The following is a 7,138-nucleotide window of genomic DNA, read 5'->3' on the forward strand; positions in this document are numbered from 1 at the left end:
ACGACAAAGGTCTTCGCATGTCGCTTGCATTGCCGCTCGGTTATCGCGTTGCCGGAGTTCACTGCGGCATCAAACGCAATCCTGAAAAGCAGGATCTCGCCCTGATTGTCTCCGAGGCGGATGCCACGGCGGCGGGCGTGTATACGCAGAATCTCGTCTTTGCCGCCCCGGTGGGACTCGATCGTGCCCGCACCCCCATGACCGCCGCGCGGGTCATCGTGGTGAACTCGGGCAATGCCAATGCCTGCACCGGAGAGCAAGGAGATCGTGACGCCGCCGAGATGGCCCGGCTCGCCGCCGAGGCCTGCGGCGCCCAGGCCCCACAGGCCCTCGTGCTGTCGACCGGCGTGATCGGCAACTTTCTCCCCATGGAGAAGATCGCCGCGGGCATTCAGGAGGCGGCGGGCAAGCTCGCCTCGGGCGAAGACGATCTCGTCCGCGCGGCGCGGGGCATGCTCACCACCGATACCACGCACAAGCTGGCCGCGCGCACGCTGACGCTCGCCGGCAAGACGGTGCGCATCACCGGCATGGCCAAGGGGGCCGCCATGATCGGCCCCAACATGGCCACCATGCTGGGGGTCATTCTGACCGATGCCGCCCTCGAGCCGGTCGATGCGCAAGCCACCCTCCGCACGGCCGTCGAAGACTCGTTCAATTGCATCAGCGTCGAAGGACACATGAGCACGAACGATACCGTGCTGCTGCTGGCCAACGGGGCCGCCGGCACGGGGGTCTTGAAGGGAGAAGAGTTGCGCCGCTTCGGCGGGGCGCTGGCCGAAGTTTGCACGGAGTTGGCCCGGGCGATTCCCGCCGACGGCGAAGGAACCACCCACCTGGTCACGCTTGAGATCGAAGGCTGCGCGACGCGCAACGCCGCGCGGAGCATCGCCAAGACAGTCGCCGAAAGCGCCTTGGTGAAAACGGCCATCGCCGGGGCCGATCCCAACTGGGGACGCATCGTCTCGGCCGCCGGGTATGCCGGCGTTCCCTTCGATCCCCGCGGCGTGAGCCTGACGGTCAACGGCACGCTGCTCTACGAGCATGGCAGCCCCGTCGCTTTCGACGAGTTGGCCGTCTCGAACTCGATTCGCGACAACCGCGACACGGACATCGTGCTCCGCTTCGGCGAAGGAACGGCCCGTTGTCGCTTCTGGACGACCGATCTCACGGCCGAATATGTCCGGCTGAACGCCGACTATCGCACCTGACAGTGGTTGTCGAGTTGCGCCAAAGTTGCATCGCAACCCGAAGCGTCAGCGAGGCGATTCCAGAAAGAACGTTTGCTCGTAGTGTTCCCTCGCTTACGCTTAGCGCTTGGGATAGCCCAAAGCGTCGGGGGTAGCAGATCATTTTGCGGAGAAACTTTGCAACTGCGCAAGACCATGAATCGCAAAATGGTCGGTGTCGCGCAGCAACAAGAGGATCAGTTCTGCTCGGCCGGCGTGGGACAAGCCATGCCCCCACGCTCATCCTCTTGTCGCTGCGCGACACGGACGATTTTCCGACTCCGATTCATCTCGTTCCGCAAGCCGCTCCGGAAAATCATCCGTGCCACCCGACGAGCAGCGTTTCGAGCCTACCCACTTGCAACGAGGTAGCCACATGCGATTGTTCACTTGGTGCGCGATCTGGTTGGCCTGTGTGGCATGCACCGCCACGGCACAGCCCACCGATCCCGCGCCGCGCGTCTTCGACGACCGCCTCGAGCTCACGCTCGTCGCGCGCGAGCTGGAGATCGTCACCCCCATCGGCCTCACGTTCGACCGCCACGGCCGGCTGCTCGTCATCGAATCGCACACCCACTTTCCTCCGGAAGGTTACGCCGGGCCGAAGACCGATCGCATTCGTCTCCTCGAGGACACCGATGGCGACGGCCGCGCCGATCGCTTCCGTAGCTTCCACGAAGGCAGCGAGAAAACGATGAGCATCCGGCGCGGGCCGGACGACTGGATCTACGTCGCCACGCGGCTGCGCGTCTTCCGCCTGCGCGACACGAACGGCGACGACGTGGCCGACCAGGAGGAAGAGATCGCCCGGCTCGATACCCCCGGCGACTATCCGCACGACGGACTCTGCGGCCTCGCCTTCGACGACCAGGGGGGCCTCTACTTCGGCCTGGGCGAAAACCTGGGGGAGCCCTACACCCTCATCGGCAGCGACGGCACGCGCCTGAGCGGCGGCGGAGAAGGGGGCAACGTCTACCACTGCCAGCTCGACGGCAGCTCGCTGCGACAAGTTGCCACCGGCTTCTGGAACCCCTTCGGCATCTGCCTCGATCCGCACGGACGCCTCTTCTGTATCGAGAACGATCCCGACGCTAGTCCTCCCTGTCGTTTGCTGCACGTCGTCGAAGGGGGAGACTACGGCTACCAGTTCCGCTACGGTCGCTCGGGCAAGCACCCGTTGCAGGCCTGGGACGGCGAACTGCCCGGCACGCTCCCCATGGTGGCCGGGACGAGCGAGGGTCCTTCGGCTGTCGTCCCCTACCACGGGCAACTCTACGTCTCGAGTTGGGGAGAATATCGCGTCGAGCGATTCCGCCTCGAGCCGCGCGGCGCCTCTTTCTCCGCCGTGCGCGAGGTCGTGGTCGAAGGGGACGATCAGTTCCGGCCGATCGACTTCGCCGTTGCCCCCGACGGTTCGCTCTACTTCACCGACTGGGTCGATCGCAGCTACGAGGTGCATGGAAAAGGACGCATCTGGCGCTTGAAATGGAAAGGCACGCCACCGACGGATGAATTTCCGGCGCTCACCGCGGCCGAGCAGGAAGCCGCGCGGCTTGCCTCGTCGCCGAACCAGGCGACGCTCAGCCTCGAAGATCCCTTTCTGCACCAGGCGGCCGTCGTCGGGCTGACGAATTCCACCTTCGTCGAAAGTGCCAAACTGTCCGATCTCGCCGACGCGCGGCAAACGCTCGGCCTGCTCGAAGCGGCCCGCCGCTCGAAGATCGGCGACGCGCGGCGCGACGAATTGCTCGCCGCGGCCCTCTCTGCTCCGCATTCCGACGTGCGGTTGTACGCCGTGCGCTGGATTTCCGATGCTCGCTTGCCGCGGTTTCGCGCGAATCTGGCAGCGATGCTCAACGAACCTGACGTCCCGTGGCCCTTGTTCCGTGCGACGCTGGCGGCCATCGACTGGATCGATACCGGCACGACGCCGGCGCAGTCGGGCCGCGCCGCGGGCGAACCATTTTTATTGGCCGTCTTACAAGACAACGATCGCCCCACGGCGTTGCGCGCCATGGCGCTGCGCATGCTCGGGCCAAGCCATCCCGCGATCGCCATATCGCAGTTGAACGAGCTGCTCGCCTCGTCCGACGCTGGTCTGCGGCGTGAAGCCGTCCGCACGCTCGTCCGCAGCCCGCTGGCCGAACGAAGCGACGCGCTCGAAGCCGTCATCGCCGATACGTCGGCCGATCCGCAGCTTCGCGCCGATGCCGTGGCAGGTCTGCTGGTCGATGAAACATCGCGGCCATTGCTCGAAAAGCTCGCCGCCGGCGAACCTGGCGCCGTGCAAGCCGCGGCCGCGCGTCAGCTTGCTCGATCCGCGCCGAGCGGCACCACCGCCAAGAGCACGTTCCCCGCGACGAGCCCCGGCACGAACGATATCGACGCCTGGCTCGCGCTTGTGGGCGAAGGAGGCGACCGCGACGCCGGCTGGCGGGCCTTCTTCGGCCAGGGGGCCGGCCGCTGCGGCGATTGCCACACCGTCGCGGGCCAGGGAGCCGACGTCGGGCCCGACCTCTCGGGCATCGCCACGCGCATGGGGCGCCGCCGCGTACTGGAATCGATCCTCGAGCCCAGCCGAGAAATCGCGCCGCGCTACGTCCCCTGGACGATCGAAACCACCGACGGCCGCACGTTCACGGCCCTCTCGCTCGGCGTGCCCGGCAGCGGCCCGGTCGAACAACTCCTTTTGGCGGACGGCAAGCAAATCGACCTGCCACGCGACCAGGTCGCGGCCCGCGCCATCGCCAGCAAGTCGGTCATGCCCGACGGCCTGCACGAGCAATTCAGCCCCGCAGAGCTGCGCGACATCCTGGCGCTGCTCGGCGAGGAATAACCAACCGCGCTCCGTGCCCGCACGTGCGGTCCTCCGCCGCGTTTGAGATCGGCGTCTGCCCGGGGTGAATTGGTCGGCTACAATGGAAGAACGCGATCAGAGACATATCCTGTTTCGGCTTTGGTGAGTTAGGAAAGGATCCTCACGTAACCATTCCCAATCACCGCACACTGCGGATCGGAACGATTTCCGGCGTTCTGCGGGACGTCGCCGAGCATGTCGGGATCAGCCGAGATGCACTCGCCGAAGAGCTCTTCGGAAACAGACCATGACGCTGCCCGACGTCGGGCCCGACAAAAAATCCCAAACCCGTAGCGTGTTGTTGTGGTTCAGTCCTTGACCACTGGCAGAGTCCGTGGTGCCCGACACCGTCCACCTTGGGTGTCGCGGTCAAACAGTGGGGGGTAGTAGATAGTTCTGTTTTTTAGAACTCTTATCTTCTAAAATCTATTTTATAGAACTACAATGCTGGGTGTCGTCGATAAGTAAAGGAGACCCCGCAATGCGAATTCTCTCAAAAGCCGCCCTGCGGGCCTTCTGGGAGACGGCGGACGGCCGGGATGCGGAAGGTGCCCTGCGCACTTGGTACAAGAACGTGCTGAAGGCGGACTGGCAGAACTTCGCGGACGTGCGCCGGTCTTACGCCAGTGCCGACCTGGTGGGAGACTGCGTCGTTTTCAACATCGGTGGGAACAAGTACCGGCTCGTCGTGAAGATCAACTACGCCACTCACAAGGTGTTCATCGCGAATACGACAAAGGCAGATGGAAACAGGATTGCGGTTGCTTCTAGGGATGGGAACATTTGGGAGCTAGTTGCATGGTCCGCTCAACGAAGAAGACTCGCCGCGTCCCTGACACTTACTTGCAGTTGGTCAACGAATTTCCGCTCAAGTCGATTCACAGCGACAAGGATCTGGCGGCGGCCCAAAAGATGATCGCTAAGTTGCTGCGGCGTGGGCCGCTCGACCCAGGCGCCGAAGATTATCTCGACGCGCTCAGCGACCTGGTGCTCATCTATGAAGATGAGCATATCAAGTTCGACGATCCGAGCGACGCGGAAATGCTCGGTCACCTCATGGAAGCCAAGGGGGTCAACCAGGTCCAACTGGCAAAGGATACGGGCCTTGGAAAATCGACGATCTCCGAGATCCTCGCCGGAAAGCGAAAACTGACCAGAAAGAACGTCGCCAAATTGTGCGCCTATTTTGGAGTCGTGCAGGGGGTATTTTCGCTTGATCTCGACTCGTAGGTCAGGTACCCCGTACCTGACAAAGCTCGACGTGGCAACTCGAAAGAGTGTCAGGTACAGGGTGCCTGACCTACAAAATCTCACATGTCACGCAAGAGCAGGCGGCAACGGTCAGACAAATCCGCCCGGAGAGCCACAAGGCTGTCGCGATCGATCGCACCGGGGGCTCCATCGGCGCACGGTGTACTAGCTCGTCATGCGAGGACTGGTCGTGTCGCCCGTTGTCGCCGACGGCGAACAATTTCGGCAACGATGAGCATCGGCACTGCGGTGAAGACTACGGCCACGGTCGCCGGCTCCGGCACGGCTTCATAGATGACCAGGGTGTCATTTGAGCCCCAGTTCGCACCGCTCAGCGCGAGTACCTGCGTCATGCCCGTCCCGTCGGTGTTGGCGCGGTAGACGCCGAACTGACTCATCCAGTACATCTGTCCGTCGAACAGCTCAATGTCGCGTGGCATGTGGTCGAGAGACAACAGCAGTTCCTGCCCCGAGCCATCCAGGTTGGACCGGAAAATCTGATGAGTGGCGGCGTCGGTGTAATACAGCTTGCTCGCCGTCAGGTCCAGCGCCAGCCCCACACCCCTCGCGTCGCCGACGACCAGATTCTCGACCGATGTCCCGTCCAGGTTCGAGCGTCGAATTCCCTGGTAAAAGACGTTGTCGTGGAAGTAGAGCTTGCCGCTGACTGGCTCGGGAATGATGTCGGTCGCGTAATAGGCGGTGAACGGCAGCTTGGCCAATCCGGTACCGTCGAGATTCGCCGTGTAAATGCTGCTGTTCGAGTTCGCGCCGAGGTGCTGATGCATGTACAGCTTACCGCCGACACCATCGACGGCGAAGCCGTAAAGGGCGTTACTCGTCAGCCCAGTTGTAATCACCGGCTCGATACCGCTGCCGTCGAGATTGCTGCGTAACACCATTGGGTGAGTGGAATCCTTGCCGTACCAGTACAGTTTCTGTGTCGCGGGATCGATATCGATACAGTTGACCCACATACTGCCCGAGCCGCCTGGATAACTGTAGAGCGTTTCCAGGCCGGAGCCGTCGATGTTCGCGCGCTTGATGCTTCCGTCGGAGGTGAAGTAAAGCGACGCAGCATCGGCCGTGGCTATCGGCCCCAGTGCGGCGACCAGCCAAGCCAGAGCACCAACGATCGGCACTTGCCAGCGACAATTCGCGCTGGTTTCACCGTCTCCTTTCAGCCCACGGCGCCCTAAATGCCACAGGCACTTGCCATTGCGTTTATGTCGCAGCCGGGACACAAAGCCATATGCTCCGATGACGGCCGCCCCTATGCCACCCATAGCGATACTCGATGGCTCCGGCACAATCGCAAAACCATCTGCGCCCCACGGACTACCTGCATCGAACGTAACAACCTTTGTGGCATCGGTTCCATCCAAGTTGGCCCGATGAATGCCGAACTGCGTGCTCCAGTACATCTGCCCGTTCCAAAGCTCGATGTCATTAGGTCGCTCGGTCACGGTCAGCAGCAACAAGGGATCGCTGCCATCCAGGTTGGCCGACCACAGTTGATGCTCGTCAACGCCAATTTCGTTGTGTGAGTAGAAGATCCGGTTGCCCGCGATATCCAAGTCGAGCGCTTCGCCCACGACAATTCCCGTCGCCAGCGTTTCAACGCCCGTGCCGTCGTAGTTCGCCCTGCGCAGTCCGTTGAAGCCAACGACATCGCCAAAATAGACCTTGTTATTGACGGGATCGACTTCAATCTGATGCGGATAGTAGACCGTGAACGGCAACTGCGACAGCCCGGTTCCATCCGTATGGACGGTTCGAATACCGCTTCCTGGCCCGCCTG

5 protein-coding genes are annotated in these 7,138 nt (G+C 62.8%); 4 read left to right on the forward strand and 1 reads right to left on the reverse strand.

The annotated features are described in order from the left end of the window. Positions 1–17 precede the first annotated feature (17 nt). The 4 genes from argJ (at position 18) to KF708_20345 (ending at position 5,316) form a co-directional block, all read left to right on the forward strand. The gene (argJ, locus tag KF708_20330) at positions 18–1,211 is read left to right on the forward strand and encodes a bifunctional glutamate N-acetyltransferase/amino-acid acetyltransferase ArgJ (GenBank protein MBX3415042.1); all 1,194 of its coding nucleotides are present in this window, start codon (positions 18–20) and stop codon (positions 1,209–1,211) included. A gap of 394 nt (positions 1,212–1,605) precedes the next feature. Next, entirely contained in the window at positions 1,606–4,065 is a 2,460-nt protein-coding gene (locus KF708_20335; protein ID MBX3415043.1) for a HEAT repeat domain-containing protein, read from the forward strand. A gap of 502 nt (positions 4,066–4,567) precedes the next feature. Continuing rightward, a complete protein-coding gene (locus KF708_20340) occupies positions 4,568–5,002 on the forward strand; it encodes a type II toxin-antitoxin system HigB family toxin (GenBank protein MBX3415044.1) in 435 nt (144 codons plus the stop codon). Further along, entirely contained in the window at positions 4,999–5,316 is a 318-nt protein-coding gene (locus tag KF708_20345; protein ID MBX3415045.1) for a helix-turn-helix transcriptional regulator, read from the forward strand. The genes KF708_20340 and KF708_20345 overlap by 4 nt, the downstream gene beginning before the upstream one ends. Positions 5,317–5,510: 194 nt before the next feature. Here the strand turns inward: KF708_20345 and KF708_20350 are convergent. Continuing rightward, a partial coding sequence (locus KF708_20350; protein MBX3415046.1) for a hypothetical protein occupies positions 5,511–7,138 on the reverse strand: 1,628 nt, incomplete at its 5' end.

Source organism: Pirellulales bacterium (assembly GCA_019636335.1).
In the GTDB taxonomy this organism is placed as follows: Bacteria; Planctomycetota; Planctomycetia; order Pirellulales; family JAEUIK01; genus JAHBXR01.